The organism is Leyella stercorea DSM 18206, assembly GCF_000235885.1.
GTDB classification, from domain to species: Bacteria; Bacteroidota; Bacteroidia; order Bacteroidales; family Bacteroidaceae; genus Prevotella; species Prevotella stercorea.
In genome coordinates this window covers 1-20,277 of the sequence record NZ_JH379412.1, presented here as the reverse complement: position 1 = coordinate 20,277, position 20,277 = coordinate 1, and the positions used below count along the sequence as shown (strand labels likewise).

15 protein-coding genes and 1 tRNA gene are annotated in these 20,277 nt (G+C 53.5%); 2 read left to right on the top strand and 14 right to left on the bottom strand.

Annotation, left to right across the window (positions count from 1 at the left end; genetic code table 11):
* Positions 1 to 171: 171 nt before the first annotated feature.
* The 11 genes from HMPREF0673_RS05440 to HMPREF0673_RS05390 form a co-directional block, all read right to left on the bottom strand.
* Complete coding sequence (locus tag HMPREF0673_RS05440; RefSeq protein ID WP_007899143.1) at positions 172 to 1,002, bottom strand: CvfB family protein; 831 nt, start codon at positions 1,000 to 1,002, stop codon at positions 172 to 174.
* A 39-nt stretch (positions 1,003 to 1,041) separates the two neighbouring features.
* Positions 1,042 to 1,695, bottom strand: a complete 654-nt coding sequence (locus HMPREF0673_RS05435) for an ABC transporter ATP-binding protein (RefSeq protein WP_007899142.1) — start codon at positions 1,693 to 1,695, stop codon at positions 1,042 to 1,044.
* A gap of 72 nt (positions 1,696 to 1,767) precedes the next feature.
* Entirely contained in the window at positions 1,768 to 3,885 is a 2,118-nt protein-coding gene (locus tag HMPREF0673_RS05430; protein ID WP_040596487.1) for a cation:proton antiporter, read from the bottom strand.
* A gap of 147 nt (positions 3,886 to 4,032) precedes the next feature.
* Positions 4,033 to 5,451 (bottom strand): asparagine--tRNA ligase, encoded by a 1,419-nt coding sequence (gene asnS / locus HMPREF0673_RS05425; protein ID WP_007899140.1) that lies wholly within the window; start codon positions 5,449 to 5,451, stop codon positions 4,033 to 4,035.
* Between the two features lie 77 nt (positions 5,452 to 5,528).
* On the bottom strand, positions 5,529 to 6,974 hold the full coding sequence (locus HMPREF0673_RS05420) for a pseudouridine synthase (protein WP_007899139.1): 1,446 nt from the start codon (positions 6,972 to 6,974) through the stop codon (positions 5,529 to 5,531).
* A gap of 70 nt (positions 6,975 to 7,044) precedes the next feature.
* Positions 7,045 to 8,391, bottom strand: coding sequence for an adenylosuccinate lyase (gene purB / locus HMPREF0673_RS05415; protein ID WP_007899138.1), 1,347 nt, complete (start codon positions 8,389 to 8,391; stop codon positions 7,045 to 7,047).
* 158 nt (positions 8,392 to 8,549) lie between these two features.
* A tRNA-Val gene (locus tag HMPREF0673_RS05410) sits at positions 8,550 to 8,624 on the bottom strand.
* Positions 8,625 to 8,918: 294 nt separating this feature from the next.
* On the bottom strand, positions 8,919 to 10,034 hold the full coding sequence (locus tag HMPREF0673_RS05405; RefSeq protein WP_007899137.1) for a M23 family metallopeptidase: 1,116 nt from the start codon (positions 10,032 to 10,034) through the stop codon (positions 8,919 to 8,921).
* A gap of 15 nt (positions 10,035 to 10,049) precedes the next feature.
* Entirely contained in the window at positions 10,050 to 10,877 is an 828-nt protein-coding gene (pgeF, locus tag HMPREF0673_RS05400; protein ID WP_007899127.1) for a peptidoglycan editing factor PgeF, read from the bottom strand.
* A complete protein-coding gene (gene obgE, locus HMPREF0673_RS05395; protein WP_007899125.1) occupies positions 10,870 to 12,057 on the bottom strand; it encodes a GTPase ObgE in 1,188 nt (395 codons plus the stop codon). The genes pgeF and obgE overlap by 8 nt, the downstream gene beginning before the upstream one ends.
* Before the next feature lie 247 nt (positions 12,058 to 12,304).
* Positions 12,305 to 13,516, bottom strand: coding sequence for an MFS transporter (locus HMPREF0673_RS05390; RefSeq protein WP_007899121.1), 1,212 nt, complete (start codon positions 13,514 to 13,516; stop codon positions 12,305 to 12,307).
* A gap of 108 nt (positions 13,517 to 13,624) precedes the next feature.
* Between HMPREF0673_RS05390 and hpt the strand changes: the two genes are divergently transcribed.
* Positions 13,625 to 14,161: a hypoxanthine phosphoribosyltransferase gene (gene hpt, locus HMPREF0673_RS05385; protein ID WP_007899119.1), complete on the top strand. Its 537-nt coding sequence runs from the start codon at positions 13,625 to 13,627 to the stop codon at positions 14,159 to 14,161.
* A 64-nt stretch (positions 14,162 to 14,225) separates the two neighbouring features.
* Positions 14,226 to 14,798 (top strand): adenylate kinase, encoded by a 573-nt coding sequence (locus HMPREF0673_RS05380; RefSeq protein ID WP_007899117.1) that lies wholly within the window; start codon positions 14,226 to 14,228, stop codon positions 14,796 to 14,798.
* A 69-nt stretch (positions 14,799 to 14,867) separates the two neighbouring features.
* Here the strand turns inward: HMPREF0673_RS05380 and HMPREF0673_RS05375 are convergent, their stop codons facing one another.
* The 3 genes from HMPREF0673_RS05375 to HMPREF0673_RS05365 all read right to left on the bottom strand — a co-directional run bounded on the left by HMPREF0673_RS05375 (position 14,868) and on the right by HMPREF0673_RS05365 (position 20,090).
* Positions 14,868 to 16,220 (bottom strand): DNA recombination protein RmuC, encoded by a 1,353-nt coding sequence (locus HMPREF0673_RS05375; RefSeq protein WP_007899115.1) that lies wholly within the window; start codon positions 16,218 to 16,220, stop codon positions 14,868 to 14,870.
* 26 nt (positions 16,221 to 16,246) lie between these two features.
* A complete protein-coding gene (locus tag HMPREF0673_RS05370) occupies positions 16,247 to 17,527 on the bottom strand; it encodes an ATP-binding protein (RefSeq protein ID WP_007899113.1) in 1,281 nt (426 codons plus the stop codon).
* A 358-nt stretch (positions 17,528 to 17,885) separates the two neighbouring features.
* Positions 17,886 to 20,090, bottom strand: coding sequence for a sodium-translocating pyrophosphatase (locus tag HMPREF0673_RS05365; protein WP_007899111.1), 2,205 nt, complete (start codon positions 20,088 to 20,090; stop codon positions 17,886 to 17,888).
* Between the last annotated feature and the right edge of the window lie 187 nt (positions 20,091 to 20,277).

Below are 20,277 nucleotides of genomic sequence, written 5' to 3'. Positions count from 1 at the left end.
GAAAGTAGTCAACTAAAAGCGTTAAACTACATTCTGTCGCCGCACCCGATGGTCAGTAGCGACACAGCGAGTGCGGCGAGAAGCGTTGCGCATATTCGTTTAGCGAATGCTTTTATGCAGTTTAGTAGATTGTTCGGCTCCATTGTGTTTTGTTTTAGTTTTCAAGAGTAGTTAGTTGAGTGTCAGTCCGTCGGGTGTTATGCTGATGAGTCGCTGGCGGTAGAGGTCGCCAACGGCACGCTTGAACACCTTCTTGCTCACCTGGAAGCGTCGCTTGATGTCTTCTGCGTCGCTCTTGTCGCCCAGGTCGCACTTGCCGCCGTGATCCTTGAGGTATTGCAGCAGCGTGTCGGCGAAGTCGAGTGTCTGCTGTCGTCCGGTAGGTTGCAGCGTAACGTCGATCTTTCCGTCGGGACGGACGGTGCCGATGTATCCCTTCACGCGGTCGCCGGTGTGCAGGTAGCGGAACACCTGTCCCTCGTAGACCAGACCCGGGTAGCAGTTGTCGATGATCACCTTGAAGCCCATCTCTGTCTTCTGCCATACCAGTAGGTCTACCTCCTGCCCGTGGTTGTAGAACGGGTGACGCTCTGCGAAGTATTTCTCCACCTTAGCCGATGCCACGATGCGGTAGCTCTCTGGGTCGATGTGTACATGTACGATGTAGCTCTCGCCCTTCTGCATACGCTTTTTCTGCTCGCGGAACGGGCAGAAGAGATCCTTCATCAAGCCCCAGTTGAGGAATGCGCCGTACTCGTTCACCCACGACACTTCGAGGTAGGCGAAGTCGCCCACCTTACACAGCGGTGTCTCTGTCGTTGCCACTGGTCGCTCGTCCTGGTCGAGGTAGATGAACACGTTTAGTTCGTCGCCCGGCTTTGTGCCTTCGGGCACATAGCGTTTCGGCATGAGTATTTCTCCTTCGTCGCCGCCGTCGAGGTAGATGCCGAAGTCCACCTCCTTCACGACGGTCATTTTATTGTAGTCGCCGAGTTTTATCATATTGTTTTGTTGTTCGTTTGGTTGCTTGTTTCACTAATACTACACCTTTATCTGTCCGTCCTCAATGTGTATTGTGCGGTCGGTGATAGAGGCGAGGTGTTCGTCGTGTGTGACGATGACGAACGTCTGTCCGAACTTGTCGCGCAGGTCGAAGAAGAGCTGGTGCAGTTCTGCCTTGTTCTTCGAGTCGAGCGAGCCTGAAGGTTCGTCGGCGAACACCACTGCCGGGTTGTTCACCAGTGCACGTGCCGCAGCCACGCGCTGCTTCTCGCCACCCGAGAGTTCGTTGGGTTTGTGGTTGGCGCGGTCGGCAAGTCCCATGAAGTCGAGCAGTTCGAGGGCGCGTTTCTTCGCCTCCGCCGTGCCTTTGCCACCGATGTAGGCGGGTATCATGATGTTCTCGAGGGCGGTGAACTCCGGCAGCAGCTGGTGGAACTGGAAGACGAAGCCGATGTGCTGGTTGCGGAAGTCGCTCAGCTTGTTCGACGAGAGGCGCATCACGTCGACACCGTCAACGCTGATAGCACCACTATCGGGTTTGTCGAGTGTACCCATTATCTGCAGCAGTGTTGTCTTGCCGGCACCGCTCGGGCCGACAATGCTCACTACTTCTCCTTTGTCTATATGCAAGTCGATGCCCTTGAGCACTTGCAGCGAGCCGAAGCTCTTGGTTATTCCTTTTATGTCGATCATATGGTGTTGAGATGTTGAGGGGTTGTTATGTTGTTATGGTGAGGTGTTGAGATTAGTCTTTCAATTCAAAATTCAAAACTTCTTCTTTATCCACTTTCCGATTGCCTCGTATGCACTCTGATCCTCGGTATGCTGCGGCTGAGCGAAGGTCATTTCGTCCATTGCGTCGCCATGCTGGTCGGGGAAGATGATCATGATGTTCGAGCCGGAGAAGTGTTGCTTTATCTCTTCTGGCAGATGCTCCAACGCATTCTTGAACGACACGGTACCCTTTCGTGCCGTAACCACTACGAAGAGGTGGTCCTTCTGTATGCTCTCCGCTATGCGTGGCATCTCGTTCCAGTGGGCCATCTCGGTGAACGAGCAACGCATCGTGGGGTAGTGGTGCTTGATGTATTCGGCTATGAGCGGCAGTGTGTCGCCACGTCCGTGGAACTCCGTGTGGCACTCCATGTTGCACGCCAAGCGCGACAGGCGTTCGAGCCAACGATAGAAGCCAGGCTCGAACTGTGCTCTCGACGGCACTACCACCTTTATGCGGCGTATCGTGGGGAGCGGTTGGTTGAGACGAGCCATTATTATCTGCGAGTTGAGACCGTTGAAGAGGCTCTGGTGGAACGCGCCCCAGAACTTCTGCGACACCTCTGGGTGCATGTGCATACCTATTATGATGTCCGTAGCGCGGAACTCCTTGAAGGCGTGGCGTATGCCGTTGGCAATGTTCGCTGCCACGCGTACCTGCGTCTGCATGGTCATATCTGCCGATGCAGCATACTGTGTCATGCGCTCGAGCAGTCGGCTGCCCTGTTCCAGGTTGCGCTGCATGTCGTCATCGTCGTACACCACGTTCAAGCCCACGAGTTGTGTGGTGTTCTTCGGGTTGCGCATGAGCATCGCCATGTTGACGAGGCGTTGCGCGTATTCGGGGTATTTCAGCGGTATGAGTATCTTCTCCTCGGCTGTTGGCTTCTCGTCGCTCGGCATCTCACGGTCGCGCAGCGTAATCTGTTGCGCCGCACGCTCGGTCATCATTGTTGAGATTATGCACGTCACGAGAATCATCAGCACCACGCTGTTCAGCATGTCGTCGGTGACGAGGGGCTTGCCTGGTTCCAGCTCTACGCGCATACCAATCATAAGCATGGCGATGGCACCGGCTGCGTGTGCCGAGGTGAGTCCGAACATCATGTTGCCCGACGACTTCGGCAGGCGGAACATGGAGGCTGCGCTATAGGCTGCGATGGCTTTGCCGAGCGTTCCGAAGCCTGCGATGACGAGCATGGCGATGATTATGGTGCTGCTCTCGAAGAGCAGTCGCACGTTGATGAGCATACCTACGCCGATGAGGAAGTAGGGTATGAAGAGCGCATTGCCGATGAACTCGATGCGGTTCATCAGTGGCGACACGTGCGGTATGTAGCGGTTCAGAATGATGCCGGCTACGAACGCACCGATAATGCCTTCCAACCCCACCGCCTCGCTTGCTGCCGCACTCATAAAGAGCATCGACATAACGAAGATGAACTGCATGACGGAGTCGCTATAACGTCGGAGAAAGCAGCGTGTGAGGCGCGGTATGAGCAGGAACATGGCTACGCAGTAGCCCACGAACTTGCCCACGAAGAGCAGCCAGAACCACACGCTCGTCTCGCCTCCATAAGAGGCGACGATGGCGGTGAGCGTCACGAGTGCCATGAGCAGCGAAATCATTGAGGAGCCTACCGATAGTGTGACGCTTGGCTTGCGTTGCAGACCGTAGCGGCCGACGATGGGGTAGGCGATGAGCGTGTTCGATGCCATAAGGCATCCTAACAGTAGCGAGGCGAACACCGGGTAGCCGAGCAGCTTGGTGCTGGCTAAGTAGGTGAGGATGAGCGGAAAGGCGAACGTGAGCACGCCGAAACCTAAGAACCGCCCTTTGTTGCGCTTTACGCCCTCCATATCCATCTCCAGCGAGGCGAGGAACATGATGTAGTAGAGTCCTACCTTGCCAAAGAGTTCAAACGAGTCGTCGCGCGAGAGGATGTTGAAGCCGTACTTGCCTATGGCTACTCCGGCGAGCACCATGCCAATGATATGCGGGATGCGCAGCTTGCCCATGATGATTGGGGCAAACAGAATGATGAGCATCACCACAAAGAATATCAAGGTGGGATCGGTTATGGGGAAATAGCTTGCAAGATCGGTCATAAACTGATTTGTGTATGTTGTATTGACTGCAAAGATAAGCATAAAAATCGGTAAATGCTTAATCGCTACAGACAAAATGAAAAAAAGGTGCAACAGGTGTTTGCCTGCTGCACCCACATTGGTATAGTGTGTCTTTAATAAAGTCGTTTAGAACTCTGCGCTCTTCGGAGTACGCGGGAATGGGATAACATCGCGTATGTTTTGCATACCCGTTACGAAGAGGATGAGACGCTCGAAGCCGAGGCCGAAGCCTGCGTGCGGACATGAGCCGTACTTGCGTGTGTCGAGGTACCATGTCATATCCTTCATCGGGATGTTGCGCTCCTCAATCTCGTTCATCAGCTTGTCGTAGCTCTCCTCACGAACCGAGCCACCGATGATCTCGCCAATCTGCGGGAAGAGTACGTCGGTGCCCTGAACGGTCTGACCGCTCTTGCCGCCGAAGCCGCTCTCCTCTGCGTCTATCTTCATGTAGAACGCCTTGATAGCCTTCGGATAGTTGGTCATAATGACCGGCTTCTTGAAGTGCTCCTCCACGAGGTAGCGCTCGTGCTCCGAAGCGAGGTCGTCGCCCCACTCGCATGGGAACTCGAACTTCTTGCCGTTCTGTATAGCCTCCTGCAGGATGCGGATACCCTCGGTGTAAGGCAGACGAACGAACTCGGAGTTGAGTACGCCCTCGAGACGTGCGATGAGGCTCTTGTCGATCATCTTGTTGAGGAACTCGATGTCGTCCTTGCAGTTGGTGAGTGCCCAGCGGATGCAGTACTTGATGAAGTCCTCCTCGAGGTCCATGAGTCCGGCGAGGTCGAGGAATGCCACCTCCGGTTCTACCATCCAGAACTCAGCCAGGTGGCGCGGAGTGTTCGAGTTCTCTGCGCGGAATGTCGGACCGAAGGTGTAGATGGCTCCGAGCGCTGTGGCTCCGAGCTCGCCCTCGAGCTGTCCCGACACGGTGAGCGATGTCTGCTTGCCGAAGAAGTCGTCAGAGTAGTCGATCTTGCCGTCGTCGGTCTTCTTCAGGTTGTAGAGGTTCTTGGTCGTAACCTGGAACATCTGACCTGCACCCTCGCAGTCGCTTGCGGTGATGAGCGGAGTGTTGAAGTAGAAGTAGCCGTGCTCGTGGAAGTAGGTGTGGATAGCCATAGCCATGTTGTGGCGTATGCGCATCACTGCACCGAATGTGTTGGTGCGCAGACGCAGGTGGGCGTACTGGCGCATGTACTCGAACGACTGTCCCTTCTTCTGCATCGGGTAGTCGCTGCCGCAGAGTCCGTACACCTCGAGGCTCTCGCACTGTATCTCAGATGTCTGACCTGCACCCTGGCTCTCTACGAGCGTACCTACGGCACTGATGCAGGCACCGGTGGTGATCTGCTTCAGCATCTCGGCATCGAACTTGGTGGGGTCTACCACGATCTGTATGTTCTTGATAGTAGAACCGTCGTTGAGTGCGATGAAGTCTACAGCCTTCGAACTGCGGTGAGTGCGCACCCAACCCTTTACGTTGATTTGGCTTCCGAAGTCGGTGCTACGGAGAGCGTCAATAACTTTTGTTCTTTCCATTATATTGTTTAAATTGGAAAGTTGAAATGGTGCGATGTCAACATCTCAACACCTCACCATCTCAACCTGTTTATGTTTTACTCGAATGCTCCCATGCGCAGCATCTCCACTTCCTTCTCTGTGAGGAAGCGCCAGTCGCCGCGGCGGAGGTTCTTCTTGGTGAGTCCTGCAAACTGTACGCGGTCGAGCTTAACGACGCGGTAGCCGAGGTGCTCGAAGATGCGACGCACGATGCGGTTCTTGCCGCTGTGGATCTCGATGCCTACCTGGCTCTTGTCTGTGTCGCTTGCGTACTCGATAGCGTCTGCATGTATCTCGCCGTCCTCCAGCTCGATGCCCTCAGCAATCTGCTGCATGTCGTGAGCTGTCACGTTCTTGTCGAGGAATACGTGGTACACCTTCTTCTTCAGGAACTTCGGGTGTGTGAGCTTGGAAGCGAGGTCGCCGTCGTTGGTGAGCAGGAGCACGCCGGTTGTGTTGCGGTCGAGTCTGCCTACGGGGTAGATGCGCTCCGGGCACACGTTTTTCACGAGGTCCATCACAGTCTTACGCTGCTGCGGGTCGTCGCTTGTTGTCACGCAGTCCTTTGGTTTGTTGAGCAGCACGTACACCTTCTTCTCGAGGTTCACGGGCTGGTCGTGGAATTTTATCTCGTCTGTGCGCTTGATCTTGGTGCCGAGCTCGGTCACTACCTCTCCGTTCACAGTCACAACGCCTGCCTGGATGAACTCGTCTGCCTCACGGCGCGAGCAGATACCTGCGTTGGCGAGGAACTTGTTCAGACGAAGCGGTTCGTTCGGATCGTAGTTCTCCTCCTTGTACTCAATGCGCTTTTTCATGCTGTACTTAGCGTTGGGGTCGTAGCCCGGTGTGCGCTGACGCTGCTGGTAGCCACCCTGATTGTAGCCGCCCTGCTGTCCGTAGCCACCGCGGTTGTAACCGCCGCGCTGCTGATAGCCGCCCTGCTGACCGTAGCCACCGCGCTGCTGATATCCGCCCTGCTGACCGTAGCCACCACGCTGCTGATATCCGCCCTGCTGACGCTGACCGTAGCCGCCGCGCTGCTGATAGCCGCCTTGCTGACGTGGCTGGTATCCGCCCTGCTGCTGTTCGCCGTCCTGATTGTAGCGTGGGCGATAGCCCTGCTGGCGTGGCTGGTATCCGCCCTGCTGCTGTTCGCCGTCCTGGTTGTAGCGTGGACGATAGCCGCCCTGAGGACGCTGCTGATAGCCGCCGCGGTTGTAACCGCCCTGCTGACGTGGCTGATAGCCGCCCTGGCGTGGTTGGTAGCCGCCCTGCTGCTGAGAGCCGAGGCTTGAGCCGAAGCCTTCCGGACGGAAGCCGCCGTCTTCGCTCTGTGATGAGGCTGAAGCCGAGTGCTGTGTGTGAATACGCGGGCGACGTCCCGTCACGCTGCGATACTCTTTCTGATAGTTTCCTGCGGCACGGCCGTAGCTCTCGCTATTGCCAGTAGTCTGATCCGCTGTGTTCTGTTCCTGATTCTTTACGTTTTCTGAATCCATAGTTACTTGTTGGTTTTTATTGTTTATGTATATAGCCTCACGGCTATTGTCGAATTATATCGGGGGTGATTTAAATGCCTGTGTAGTTCATTGGTGTGATAGCCATCAATTCCGCCTTCACAGCGTCGCTCACGTTGAGTGTCTGTATGAACTCGTGGATGGTCTCCTCTGTCATGTGCTTGTTGGTGCGTGTGAGTGCCTTCAGTGCCTCGTACGGATGCGGATAAGCCTCGCGGCGAAGTATTGTCTGTATAGCCTCTGCCACTACTGCCCATGTGTTGTCGAGGTCTTCCTGCAGCTTCTCCTCGTTGAGGATGAGCTTGCGCAGACCCTTGAGTGTGCTCTCTATTGCGATTACGCCGTGGCCGAACGGTACGCCCACGTTGCGCAGCACGGTAGAGTCGGTGAGGTCGCGCTGCAGACGGCTCACGGGGAGCTTCTGTGCGAGGAACTGCAGCACGGCGTTTGCCATGCCGAGGTTGCCCTCCGAGTTCTCGAAGTCGATTGGGTTCACCTTGTGCGGCATTGCCGATGAACCAACCTCGCCTGCCTTGATCTTCTGCTTGAAGTATTCCATTGAGATGTACATCCAGAAGTCGCGGTCGAGGTCGATGATGATTGTGTTGATGCGGCGCATTGCGTCGAACACCGAGCCGAGGCAGTCGTAGTTGGAGATCTGTGTGGTGAACTGCTCGCGCTCCAGACCGAGTTTCTCGCTCACGAAGCGGTTGCCGAACGCCTTCCAGTCGTACTCGGGGTAGGCTACGTGGTGGGCGTTGTAGTTGCCGGTGGCTCCACCGAACTTGGCGGTGAGGCGGCACTCCTTCAGCTGGCGCAGCTGCTCCTCCAGACGATATACGAACACCATCACCTCCTTGCCCAAGCGTGTGGGCGATGCCGGCTGTCCGTGGGTCTTGGCGAGCATTGGCACTGCTGCCCACTCCTCTGCGTACTCGCGGAGCTGTGCGATGAGCTCCTCGCAGAGCGGATAGTAGAACTGCTCCAACGCCTCCTTTATAGAGAGGGGTACTGATGTGTTGTTGATATCCTGTGAGGTGAGTCCGAAGTGGATAAACTCCTTGTAAGCGTCGAGTCCGCCGATGCGGTCGAACTCCTCCTTTATGAAGTACTCTACAGCCTTCACGTCGTGGTTAGTCACTTTCTCGATGTCCTTCACGCGCTGAGCTTCTTCTTCGCCAAAGTTGCGGTAGATGTCGCGCAAACGCTCGAAGAGCTGATGGTCGAACGAAGCAAGCTGCGGCAATGGCAACTCGCAGAGCGTGATGAAGTATTCGATTTCCACACGTACGCGGTAGCGTATCAGTGCATACTCAGAGAAGTAGTCGGCAAGGCGTTCTGTCTTGCCACGATAACGGCCGTCAATCGGCGAGATGGCTGTCAGCAAATCAAGTTTCATAATTGCTATTATATATAATATGTGTAATTACGGGTGCAAAATTACAAATAAGTTTTTATTTGTGTGTAGTTTTTTTGTGAAATAATGTGATTTGTGGTGTTAATGCGTAGTGGGTAAATAAAAAAAGCGAACAAGTTTTATAACTTGTTCGCTTTGTGTGGGCGTTGACGGATTCGAACCGCCGACCCTCTGCTTGTAAGGCAGATGCTCTAAACCAGCTGAGCTAAACGCCCTTGCTTCACAATTGCTTTGTTCTTGAAAGCGAGTGCAAAGGTATGGCATTTTTTTGTAACCACCAAATGTTTGATGAAAAAACTTCTTGTTTTAACATCCTATAACTAAAAATGGTGTGTTCGAGATTTTCGTTTTACAGCAGTTTTACATCCCTCAAATTACCGCGGCGTGGCAAGGTTGTTTGCCTGCTGCGGCAATGTCGTTGTACATGCTAAGCAAACAATGTTGCCACGCCGTGGCAATTTGAGGGTTGTTTTTGGCAGATGTTCCGATGGCTTTGCCTGCCTGCTTTTTTAGTTGCGCTTCTGCGTTATACCGCCGTTCTTGGTGAGTGTGAGTGTAGCCTTCTGCAGTCCGCGCGACTTGTGTTCGAAGATGAGGTTGGGGTTGAAGCGGCGTCCTTTGAATATTGTTTCAAAGTGCAGGTGTTCGGTTGTAGCGCGTCCGGTGCGTCCGGTCAGACCGATAACCTGTCCGGCTTTCACCTTGTCGCCCACCTTCACGAGGTTCTTCGACTGGTGCGAGTAGAGCGTTTCGAGTCCGTTGGCGTGCTTGATAACGATGCACAGGCCGTAGCCGTAGTGGGTTGCTGAGCGTGTCACTACGCCGTCGAAGGCAGCCACTATCTCGTCCTTCGGCTTCGTCTTCAGGTCTACTCCGCTGTGTCGGCGTTTGCCTCCGTATGGGCTTATTACCTTTGCGCCAGGCAGCGGGTATGCCCATGTGCCCTTCTTCATCTCTTCGAGGTTCCACTTGTAGGTCGACTGTTTGGTGAAGACGTCCTCGGTGGTGAAGTTCTTGCTATCGTCGAAGTCTACCTTCTCGCCAATGGTCGACACGTTTATGTAGTTGTACTGCTTCTCGCAGAGCAGTATGTGGCGGTGGAGTCGGTGACTGCCGAGGCCCACAACGGCGGTGGGGTTGATGCGTTTGCCGTCGATCATTATAGAGAAGTCGCAGTAGAACTTGCCACCGCGTTGTCCGACGATGGCTATGGTCTGTCCGGCGCGCACGTGTTGTCCCACCTCCACCACGTTCTCGGCGTTGTTGGCGTAGACGGTTTCGAGTCCGTTGCGGTGGCGTATCACGATGGTGTAGCCCATGTCGGGGAACTTGCGCGAGACACGTACCGTGCCTTCGAACATTGCCTTCACTGCGTCGCCGTCCTTGGTGGTTATCTCCACGACGTTGTTCTTGCGCAGGGTTGCTTTGCCCACGGGCAGCGGGAAAGAGTATTCGTTCGGCTTCAGTGCATCGAGGTCGATGTTGAAGGCGTTAGAACGACTGAAGAGTCCGGGTGTGGATATGCTTATCTGCTGCTGTTCGGCAGCGGTGAACTGATGTTTGACGGGGGTTGCCGACACGAGTGTGAGTGTGGCTATGGCTAATAGTAGTTTCTTTATTCGCATTATAGTTATTTTGGTCTATAGTATGATGCCCGTGTAGATGCGTCCCGACTCGGTGCCGAGGCGGCGTGCCGAGAAGTAGTTGTCTACGTTGTCGTACGTGCAGATGTTGCTTTCGTTGATGTTCTCTGGAGCCACACCTGCAAATTCGAGCAGCTGTCGGTTAGCGAGTATTAGGTCGATGTGCCACTTCTTCTCAAACAATTTGGAGGGGTCGGTGGCATCTGCGTTGCGCTTTATCTCCTGCTTTGCGAGTGTTGTCATATCGAAGCCTGCAGCTTCAAAGGCGGCGTACACCTCGTCGCCCACCTCGAAGTTCTTCTGCGAAATGCCCGGACCGATAACCGCCTTCAGCTTCTTCGCGTCGGTCTTGTAAGCCACGCTCATGTCAGCAATCGCCTTGCTCACGATGCGTGCCTGTGTGCCGCGCCATCCGGCGTGTATGGCTGCCGTAGCGCGGTGCTCCTCGTCGTAGAGCAGCACTGGGATACAGTCGGCTGTCGACACTCCGATGCACACGCCCTCCACGTTGGTGAGCAGTGCGTCGACACCTTCGAGCTGCATCTGGCGTATGCGTTCGGGCAGGGCGCAGAACTCCTCGCCGATTATGCGTGTCTCTGTGCCGTGCGTCTGGTGGGGCAGTATGAGGCGGTCGGTGCTGATGCCGAGTTCGGCTGCCAGCAGCGTGCGGTTCGCAGCTACGTGCTCGGGCTTGTCGCCACAGTAGGGGTTGATGTTCAGCGAGGCGTGGTTGCCCTCGCTGGTTCCGCCGTGGCGTGTGGTAGAGAATGCACACACGCCATCGGCTATATTATAATATGTAAGGCGCAGCGCAGAGTTACTCATTGTCTGCCTCCTCTTCGTATTCAAAGTCGTCGAGGTCTTCCACGTCGTCAACGTACTCGATGTCGTCGTCGTCGACGTAGATAATCTCGTCCTCGCCCTCTGCTTCCAGTTCAGCCATGAAGCGTGTCATGTCCTTGTCGCGGTGTACGAGGGTGTCCTCGGCGGTGATGATCTGCAGCTTGTTGCTCTCCGAGTTGAGTTCCTTCCACAGGGTGTCCTTCAGCTCCTGTAAGCCTAAACCGCTTACAGAAGAGATGAACACCACGGGTAGGTCGTCGGGCAGCGTCTCGCGCAGCATGTCCATGAGCTCCTCGTCGAGCAGGTCGCACTTCGTCACGGCGAGCACGCGGTGCTTGTCGAGCATCTCCGGGTTGAACTTCTCAAGCTCGTTCTTCAGCAGTTCGTACTCGCGTTTGATGTCGTCGGTGTCGCCCGGCACCATGAAGAGCAGCAACGAGTTGCGCTCGATGTGGCGCAGGAAGCGCAGACCGAGTCCCTTGCCTTCGCTCGCTCCCTCGATGATGCCCGGGATGTCTGCCATGACGAACGACTTGTGGTCGCGGTAGTCGACGATGCCGAGCGACGGTTCGAGCGTGGTGAACGGGTAGTTGGCAATCTTCGGGCGTGCGCTCGACACGGCTGAGAGCAATGTCGACTTGCCTGCGTTGGGCAGACCCACCAGACCCACGTCGGCGAGCAGCTTCAGCTCGAGAATGATTGTCATCTCCTCCATCGGTTCGCCCGGCTGTGCGTAGCGCGGACACTGGTTGGTAGCCGAACGGAACTGGAAGTTGCCGAGTCCGCCTCTGCCGCCCTTGAGCAGCAACACCTCCTGTCCGTCGTGCATCACGTCGCACACGTACTTACCCGTTTCGGCGTTGTACACCACCGTACCGCAGGGCACGTCGATGTATATGTCCTTGCCGTCCTTGCCGTGACACTTGTCGCGACCGCCGTTGCCGCCGTGCTCAGCGAAGACGTGGCGCTGAAACTTAAGGTGGAGCAGTGTCCAGTAGTTGTGGTTGCCACGCAGGTAGATGCTACCGCCGTGACCGCCGTCGCCGCCGTCGGGTCCGCCGTTCGGGTTGTACTTCACGTGTCGGAGGTGCATGGAGCCTCTGCCGCCCTTGCCCGAGCGACAATATATCTTTACATAGTCTACGAAATTAGATTCTGCCATTGTCTGTATTTATGCTTTATTGATGAATAAAAGGACAACTATCAATCAATCAATCGATTGACAACTTGCAAAGTTACTGAAAGTCTTGCACATAAAAAAACTGCTTGCAGGTTTTTTTTGTCGAGACGCATCGTAACTTATCAAAAGTTACTGAAAATATCGCAGATTACGGCATTGTTTGCAGATATTCTTTGTTTGTGATAGATGATAGAAAACAAAAACGGAGACCGCTTGGCCTCCGTTTTTGTTATTTCTTTGCTATATATCGCAGCGCATACACGAGCACGAATGCGAAGCCTGCGAGCGGTATGAAGAACGGCAGCGTGAAGTTGTCGGTAGAGTCGGCGATGATGCCCATCAAGAGAAATCCGCAACCGCCTACCGGTGTCATCATCAGTATCGACGAAGCACTCTTGGTGAGTCCGCCGAGTCCGCGCAGCGTCATGGCGAAGATTGTGGGGAACATGATAGCCTCGAAAAAGTAGTTGGCTATGAGTGCCAACACCGATATGTCGCGACCGAGGTCGAGCAGCAGGATGGTTATGCACACCACGGTGCCGAGGGCACACACGGCGAGATACTTCTCGGCAGCGACGTTGCTCATCACAGCCGCGCCGATGAAGCGTGCCAGCATGAATACGCCCAAGCCGATGGTGAGGATAGTGGAGCCTGTAGAGGCTTTCATCCAACCCTGACCCGTCACGAAGTTGATGAAGTAGGAGTTGATGGATATCTCTGCCACCTCGTAGGCAAGCAGCGCGAGCAGTCCGAACACGAACCAGCGGTTGCGGAATAGCATCTTCAGGTTGTGCGCGCCCTGCTTGGTGTCGCCGTCGTTCTCGTGCACTATCTCAGGCAGTTGTACGCGTGCGAAGACCACGGCTATGAGCAGCACGAACGCGCCCATGATGGTGTAAGGTATCACGGCATCGCCGCCTGCGCTGCCGTCGGCACCCTGAAAGAGGAAACTGCCCACAACGAGTGTGGCGAACATGGAGCCTACGCCGTTGAACGACTGCGAGAAGTTGAGTCGTGATGTGGCTGTCTCCTTCGGTCCAAGCTCTGTAACATATGGGTTGGCGGAAGTCTCAAGGAATACCAGTCCGCAACCGATGATAAATAGTGCCACAAGATAGGCGTAGAACGTGCCCAACATCGAGCAGGGGATGAACGCCAATGAGCCCAATCCGAACAGGAGGAGTCCGCTTACCACGCCACGGCGGTAGCCCTGGCGGTTAATGAACAGTCCGGCGGGGATAGCCATGAGGAAGTAACCCAGATAGGTGGTCACCTGTATGAGAGCCGACTGTGTGATACTGATGTCGAGCGCATTCTGGAAATGCTTGTTGAGCACATCGAGAATAGCGCGTGCGAAACCCCACATGAAGAAGAGTGAGGTGATGAGGATGAACGGCACAGCATACTGCTTGCTGCTCAAAGATGCTTGATTTTGTTTCATGCGTGCAAAGTTACTGCAAACCGAAGACAATACAAAAAAATATGCTTGCAGTTTTTTTATGTGCAAGACTTTCAGTAACTTTGCACCTAATTATAAATATTGTACCCTATGAGCGTGATAAAAATAAAGGACAAGACCTTCAAGGTATCAATCCCTGAAGCAGAGATTCTTAAGAAAGTAAAGGTAGTAGCCGATCGTATCAACAAGGATATGGCAGACAAGAACCCGTTGTTGCTCGCCATGCTCAACGGCTCGTTCGTGTTCGCTGCCGACCTCATGCGTATGATTAATGTGCCGTGCGAGATTTCGTTCGTCAAGATGTCGTCGTACGAGGGCACTGCGTCTACAGGTAAGGTGAAGCAGCTCATCGGCTTGAGCGAGGAGATAAAGGGCAGAACGGTAATCATCGTTGAGGACATCATCGAGTCGGGACTCACCATGCAGACTCTGCTCAATCAGCTGAAAGAGAAAGAGCCGGAGTCGGTACATATTTGCACACTGCTGCTGAAACCGGAGTGCTTGAAGGTGCCGCTCGATATAGAGTATGTAGCCATCGAGATACCTAACGACTTCATCCTCGGCTACGGACTCGACTACGACCAGCAGGCACGCAACCTGCGCGACATCTACACATTGGTGGAGTAGGAGTTGTGAATTTTGAATTTCTAAAAATAAGTCAACAAATAACATTATATAATAAAGAATTCAGATGAAAAACATCGTAATTTTCGGTGCTCCTGGTTCAGGCAAGGGCACCCAGAGCGATTTGATGATTGAGAAGTATGGCTTCAACCATATCTCTACAGGCGACGTTCTCCGTAGCGAGATCAAGAACGGAACAGAACTTGGCAAGACAGCCAAGGGTTTCATTGACAACGGACAGCTCATCCCCGACGAGTTGATGATCAACATCCTCGCAAGTGTGTATGATAGCTTCGGCAAGGAGCACAAGGGCGTAATCTTCGACGGCTTCCCACGTACTATCCCGCAGGCTGAGGCCCTGAAGAAGATGCTCGCAGAGCGCGGACACAAGGTGGCTGCTATGATTGAGCTCGATGTGCCGGAGAACGAGCTGATGACTCGTCTCGTGAAGCGCGGTCAGGAGAGCGGTCGCTCTGACGACAACGCTGAGACTATCAAGAAGCGCCTCGACGTTTATCACAACCAGACAGCTCCGCTCATCGAGTGGTACAAGGCTGAAGGCATTCACCACCACATCAACGGACTCGGCGAGTTGCCACGCATCTTCGGTGATATCTGCAGCGTGATTGACGCGCTCTAAATTCTCAACTCTCAATTATAAAAAAATGTCCTCGAAAGTTGGTTGCAACCAACTTTCGAGGACATTTTTTTATTCGTTGCTTTCGATGAACACCGTATTGTCCATTTCGTCGAGCGACTTCTTCTTCTTGTTCTCCTTCGCTCCGGCTTTCAGCAGACTTTTTGCAGCGGTGATGATGCTTCTGCCGCTTTCCGCTGTCGACACCTTCAGCTTCGTCATCTTCTCCATTGTGTTGTTCATGCTCGTTTCCACGTCGATGAAGCGCATACCGAAGTCCTGCACGCGTTCCACTACGACGTTCGCTGCGTCCATCATAGCCTGCTGATTGCTCAGCTGTCGCACCTGTGTCCACATCATCTCTAATACACGCAGGTTCATGTACATGGTCTGCGGACCGAGAATCATCACGCCCTCGTCGTAAGCCTCGCGCCAGAGCGTGCTGTCGTTGAGCAGCGCAAGGTTCAATGCGCCCTCTATAGGCACGTACATGATGGCGAAGTTGAGGCGGTTGTATCCGTCGGGCAGATATTTCGTGTACTCCTTGTGTGCCAGTCGCTTCACCTGCGCACGCACGCTTGCCACGTGTGCTTTCAGATACTCCGACTTCTCAGGTGTGCCGTCCTCGGCGTTCATGTATCGCTCGTAGTCGGTGAGCGACATCTTCGAGTCGACCACCACGTGGCGGTTGTTCGGGAAGTGGAGGATGAAGTCGGGCACGAGTCCACGACCGTCGTCGCCCTTTGCCTGCTTGCCCGCCTTGTCGTGCAGCGTTTCCTGCGTGTCAAACTGCTCACCCTCCTTCAGTTCGAGGTCTTCAAGCAGCTGCTTCAGCTTCAGCTCGCCGAAGTTGCCCTGCACCTTCACCTCACCCGTTAGCGCACGTGTCAGTCGGTCAGCAGTCTCGCCTAAGGCTGCGCTCTTCTCCATGTTCACCTTTATCGTGGCATCAAGGCGTGTGAGTGCTTCGCTCTGCTGCTCCTTCGACTTGTCGAAAGCCTCCTTCATGCTCTTCAGACTCTGCGTCAGCGGATCGATTATCTTCGACACCTGCTCCTTGTTGCGTTCGCCCAGCTCCTCCTGGCGTCGCTTCAGAATTTCCTCCGATGTGGTCTGCATCTGCTCGCGGATGAGCTTCATCTGGCTCTGCATCTGCTCGCGGTTCATCTCGCGGAGTGCTTCTATCTGCTTCTCCTGTGCCTCCTTTGCTTGCTGCAGCTGTTTCTCTTGTGTCTCTTTTGCTTGCTGCAGCTGAGCCTCGTGTGCCTCTTTCAGTTCGGCTATTTGCTTGCTGTGCGCTTCTTTCAGTTCTTCTGTTTGCTGGTTGTGTATGTCTTTCAGCTCCGATATTCTCTTGCTGTAAGAGTACACCACAACGCCAATGATGATGGCTGATACGATTACTATTATTATACTTTCTATCATTGTTAAAAGTGTTGTTTTATTAATTGTCAAATGTTCAACAGCCAATTGATAGCTGATACAATCCTTATTTGTTTGCTGTCAATCTCTACATTTCGTGTCTGTGTGAATGCTATAAGCGTAAGGTTATCGCAATGCAATGCTTTTGAGGCTTTCACGAGCGAACTTGTCTCTCTATTGAATGTCTTATCGCTGTCTATGTCGTATGCCACCTGAATAAGCTCCACAGCTTTGTCCTGATTGCATACAACGAAGTCAACCTCTTTGGATCGTGGAGAGGCTTTATAGTAGTATATGTCGAGGAAGTCGTTGCTGCATCTGCGTAGTAGTTCTGTATATACCACGTTTTCCAATCGCCAACCGATGTTCTCGGCTGCAAATGAGTTCTCTCTGTTGTTCTGAAGTCCTGGGTCGACGATGTATGCTTTTGCGTTTCTTATCCTTTCCTTACTCTTGAACGAGTGTTTGCAGAGTAGCTGTATAAGGAATGCCTGTCGTAGGTAGTCGACATATTTTTTCACCGTCTGGTCTGTTGTTCCCAGAAGTACTGCAATGTTACCATAGTTTACTTCCTGGCAGACGTTATTTATCAGATGATTGGCTATCTTACGTAGCACGTCCACATTGCGTATCTTGAAACGCTGCTGTATGTCTTTCGTCACAATAGCCTCCAGAAGACTCTGTACATATCCGCGTTTGTTGCGTATGTTCTGTAGTTCAGGAAAACCGCCATTCGTTATATACTCCATGAAGGCACGCTTCGTCTCTGCCTCCACTTTAGTAGTCAAGCCGTTTGTCTGTATATTATGGTATTCGCAGTATTCGCGGAACGAGAAAGGGAAGAGGTGTATTTCGTTGTATCTGCCAGTGAGATGCGTCGCCAATTCGCCGCTCAAGAGTTTTGCGTTGCTACCCGTAACAACAACGTGCAAATTGGTGCGAAGTAGTCGGTTTACAAACAGATGCCAGCCGTCTACATCTTGTATTTCGTCGAGGAATATATATTTTATGTCAACACCATATATCTGATAGATGCACGAGAGTACCGTGTTCAAGTCCTCCACTTGCATATTAGCCAAGCGGTCGTCGTCGAAGTTGGCGTAGCCATACTTTACGTTGTGCTCCAACAGTATCTTGTGGCAAAGCGTAGACTTTCCGCTTCGTCTTACTCCGATAACCACTTGGGCAAGTGGACTGTCAAACTCGAATAGCTGTTCTTCGCGGCGCTTCACCCACTTCTCGGGATGATAGCCTTCAACATATTCCTTTTGCTCAGCCAATACCTGTATTATGGTTTTCTCTTCTATCATATGTACAGCTTTTTATAATCGATTTATAGATTGTGCTGCAAATATACATAATTTAATTGATTTATAGTATTTTACGCTGTCTTTATTTCGGTAAAATGCATAAATTGGGTGTTTCTATTTCGGTAAAATGCATAAAATGGGTTTTTCTATTTCGGTAAAATGCACAAAACGAATGCTTTTACTTTGCTAAAATGCATAGTATTTTCGGTTGTGTGGACTTGCTGTTGGGGAAAGAAAAGCCCGAAGTCACAGTTTTATGTGGAATTCGGGCTGGTTGGTGAGGTGTTCTTGATCTGGCAAGCGGCAAAAGCCGAGCGGAGATGTTGAGGTGTTGAGATGTTGAGGTGGTAAAATGGTGTTACAGGAAGGCGATAGTCAGACCTGCCATCACGATGCTCACCATCGACATGAGTTTGATGAGGATGTTCAGCGAAGGTCCTGAGGTGTCCTTGAACGGGTCGCCCACGGTGTCGCCCACGATAGTCGCTTTGTGGTTTTCGCTGCCCTTGCCTTCGAAGTGGCCTTCCTCAATCATCTTCTTCGCGTTGTCCCATGCTCCGCCCGAGTTGGACATGAACACGGCGAGGGTGAAGCCTGCTGCCAAGCCGCCTGTGAGCAGACCGAGCACACCAGCCACGCCGAGCACCAAGCCCACGACGATAGGTATGATGATGGCAAGCAGCGACGGGATGAGCATCTCGCGCTGTGCGCTGCGTGTGCTTATCTCCACGCAACGGCCGTAGTCGGGTGTCGCTTTGCCTTCGAGTATGCCCTTTATCTCGCGGAACTGACGGCGCACTTCCTGCACCATCGACTCAGCAGCACGTCCTACTGCGTCCATCGTTAGTCCGCAGAACAGGAAGGCAGCCATGGCTCCGAGAAATGCTCCTACGAGCACCTTCGGATTGATGAGGTTAACCTGGAAGAACTCGATGAAGTCGATAGTTGTGGCGTTGGTCGGGTCGAAGAGATTGCCCGCTGCGTCAAAGTATTGCTTGCCGTTATCCACGGCGCGTACCATGGCTATTTTTATCTCCTCAATGTAAGAGGCGAGGAGGGCTAAAGCCGTGAGAGCAGCCGAGCCGATGGCGAAGCCCTTGCCCGTAGCTGCGGTGGTGTTGCCTAAGGCGTCGAGCGCATCTGTGCGCTCGCGTATCTCCTTGCCCAGTCCGCTCATCTCTGCATTGCCGCCGGCGTTGTCGGCGATTGGTCCATAGGCATCGGTGGCGAGAGTGATGCCGAGCGTCGAGAGCATACCCACGGCAGCGATGCCGATGCCGTAAAGACCGGTGCTGATCGACTTCGCTGAGAGCGACATATCGAAGCCGTTGGCGCAGAGGTAGCTGAGCATGATGGCTACGGAGATGGTCACGACGGGTATCATCGTCGATATCATGCCCGTTCCGATGCCTTTTATGATAACCGTTGCAGGACCAGTCTGCGAAGCCTCCGCAATCTTCTGCGTCGGTGCGTAGCTATGCGAGGTGTAGTATTCGGTGGCTTGACCGATGACCACGCCTGCCACTAAGCCGCTGATAACGGAGAACGAGAGTCCGAGCCAGTTCTCGATGCCGAGCAGATATAATATAATAAAGGTGGCAACGGCGATGAGTGCTGCGCTGACGTTGGTGCCGATGCCGAGCGAGTGGAGCAGTTCCTTCATCGTTGCGCCCTCCTTGGTGCGCACGAGGAAGATGCCGATGAGCGAGAGGAAGATGCCGATAGCCGCAATCACCATTGGTGCGATGACGGCACGCAACTGCATGTCTGCGTTCATGGCGAACGCCGTTGCGCCGAGGGCAGCCGTTGAGAGTATCGAGCCACAGTAGCTCTCGTAGAGGTCGGCACCCATGCCAGCCACGTCGCCCACGTTGTCGCCCACGTTGTCGGCGATGGTGGCAGGGTTGCGTGGGTCGTCCTCGGGTATGTTAGCCTCCACCTTACCCACAAGGTCGGCTCCCACGTCGGCAGCCTTTGTGTATATGCCACCGCCTACGCGAGCGAAGAGAGCCTGCGTCGAAGCACCCATGCCGAAGGTGAGCATAGTGGTGGTGATGGTGACGAGGGCTGTAGCCTCTCCGTCGTAGAAGGCGTTGAGAGCGACGAACCAGATGGCGATATCGAGCAGTCCGAGACCCACGACGACGAGTCCCATCACCGCACCGCTACGGAAGGCTATCTTCAAGCCCTTGTCGAGTCCGGTGCGTGCGCCGTTGGCAGTGCGTGCGGAAGCGTAGGTGGCGGTCTTCATGCCGAAGAAGCCTGCCAAGCCGGAGAACAGACCGCCGGTGAGGAAAGCGAACGGCACCCACGGGTTCTGCACCTTCAGCACGTAAGCCATGAACGAGAAGACGATGGCGAGCACTACGAACACCATTGTCACAACCTTATATTGCTGTTTGAGGTAAGCCATTGCGCCTTTGCGTACATGCTCGGCAATCTCTTTCATTCGGTCTGTTCCTTCGTCCTCCTTCATCATCGAACGGAAGAAGAACCATGCCATTCCCAATGCTACAACACTGGCTATTGGGATCAGCCAAAATACTGAGGGGATGTTGTTCATAACGTTTTATTTATTAGGTTGATAATAGATATTAGTGGTTGGTCGTTGCATAACGATTGCGCATCGTTGCTTTATGGTTATTATTTCTGTAAAAGATTTTGCAAATATATGAAATAAAACAACACGAATGGGAGAAATGCAGAGTTTTTTGTTAAAAACCTGTTGGCGGAATTAAAAAACCGCCTGA

Bases quoted from the DNA above. Each gene is read 5' to 3' on its own strand.
- HMPREF0673_RS05440 (WP_007899143.1), bottom strand. From the start codon at position 1,002: ATGATAAAACTCGGCGACTACAATAAAATGACCGTCGTGAAGGAGGTG.
- HMPREF0673_RS05435 (WP_007899142.1), bottom strand. From the start codon at position 1,695: ATGATCGACATAAAAGGAATAACCAAGAGCTTCGGCTCGCTGCAAGTG.
- HMPREF0673_RS05430 (WP_040596487.1), bottom strand. From the start codon at position 3,885: ATGACCGATCTTGCAAGCTATTTCCCCATAACCGATCCCACCTTGATA.
- asnS (WP_007899140.1), bottom strand. From the start codon at position 5,451: ATGGAAAGAACAAAAGTTATTGACGCTCTCCGTAGCACCGACTTCGGA.
- HMPREF0673_RS05420 (WP_007899139.1), bottom strand. From the start codon at position 6,974: ATGGATTCAGAAAACGTAAAGAATCAGGAACAGAACACAGCGGATCAG.
- purB (WP_007899138.1), bottom strand. From the start codon at position 8,391: ATGAAACTTGATTTGCTGACAGCCATCTCGCCGATTGACGGCCGTTAT.
- HMPREF0673_RS05405 (WP_007899137.1), bottom strand. From the start codon at position 10,034: ATGCGAATAAAGAAACTACTATTAGCCATAGCCACACTCACACTCGTG.
- pgeF (WP_007899127.1), bottom strand. From the start codon at position 10,877: ATGAGTAACTCTGCGCTGCGCCTTACATATTATAATATAGCCGATGGC.
- obgE (WP_007899125.1), bottom strand. From the start codon at position 12,057: ATGGCAGAATCTAATTTCGTAGACTATGTAAAGATATATTGTCGCTCG.
- HMPREF0673_RS05390 (WP_007899121.1), bottom strand. From the start codon at position 13,516: ATGAAACAAAATCAAGCATCTTTGAGCAGCAAGCAGTATGCTGTGCCG.
- hpt (WP_007899119.1), top strand. From the start codon at position 13,625: ATGAGCGTGATAAAAATAAAGGACAAGACCTTCAAGGTATCAATCCCT.
- HMPREF0673_RS05380 (WP_007899117.1), top strand. From the start codon at position 14,226: ATGAAAAACATCGTAATTTTCGGTGCTCCTGGTTCAGGCAAGGGCACC.
- HMPREF0673_RS05375 (WP_007899115.1), bottom strand. From the start codon at position 16,220: ATGATAGAAAGTATAATAATAGTAATCGTATCAGCCATCATCATTGGC.
- HMPREF0673_RS05370 (WP_007899113.1), bottom strand. From the start codon at position 17,527: ATGATAGAAGAGAAAACCATAATACAGGTATTGGCTGAGCAAAAGGAA.
- HMPREF0673_RS05365 (WP_007899111.1), bottom strand. From the start codon at position 20,090: ATGAACAACATCCCCTCAGTATTTTGGCTGATCCCAATAGCCAGTGTT.